This window comes from Mesorhizobium sp. M0019, assembly GCF_040323975.1.
GTDB lineage: Bacteria > Pseudomonadota > Alphaproteobacteria > Rhizobiales > Rhizobiaceae > Mesorhizobium.
In genome coordinates, this window is sequence record NZ_JAMYVK010000153.1 from 1 (window position 1) to 603 (window position 603).

Genomic DNA, 603 nt, shown 5'->3' on the forward strand with positions numbered 1-603 from the left:
CAAAGAATATGGTCGAAACGGCGATCATCTCAAACCCGTGCGCTAACCCTGATCCTCTTTTCGAATTAATGGGTTCACTACCTAGTCCGCGCCTGGCGACGGTCATGGCCGCTCTGGTCAGGCACCTGCACGCCTTCGCGAAGGAGGTGGAACTGACCCAGGAAGAATGGGAGATCGGCATCGATTTTCTGACCAGGACCGGGCAGATTTGCAACAATGAGAGGCAGGAATTCATCCTGCTCTCCGACACGCTCGGCTTCTCCATGCTGGTAGACACGATCAACAATCGTCGCCCCTCAGGCGCGACGGAGAATACTGTGTTCGGCCCATTCCATGTCGACGACGTGCCAATCCGCGAGATGGGCGCGAATATCAGTTTGGACGGAAATGGCGAGAGCTGCCCGTTCGAAGGGCGTGTCCTTGATCTTGAGGGCAACCCGATCGAGGGTGCGCATCTCGATGTCTGGTCCGACAACGCAGACGGCTTCTAGGGGGCGGAACAAGAGCAGTTCAAAATTCTGCGCCGCCTTTATCAACCAAAGACAGCTACGGCTGATTTGATGATGATTCCGCCGTCTGGGCTTCGGCGCATTTGACGCCCCG

General features: G+C 56.6%; 1 pseudogene. It reads left to right on the plus strand.

From position 1 onward, the window contains the following. Window positions 1-68 precede the first annotated feature (68 nt). Window positions 69-488: pseudogene (locus tag NKK47_RS35110) on the plus strand (dioxygenase); the annotation flags it as partial. Window positions 489-603 lie beyond the last annotated feature (115 nt).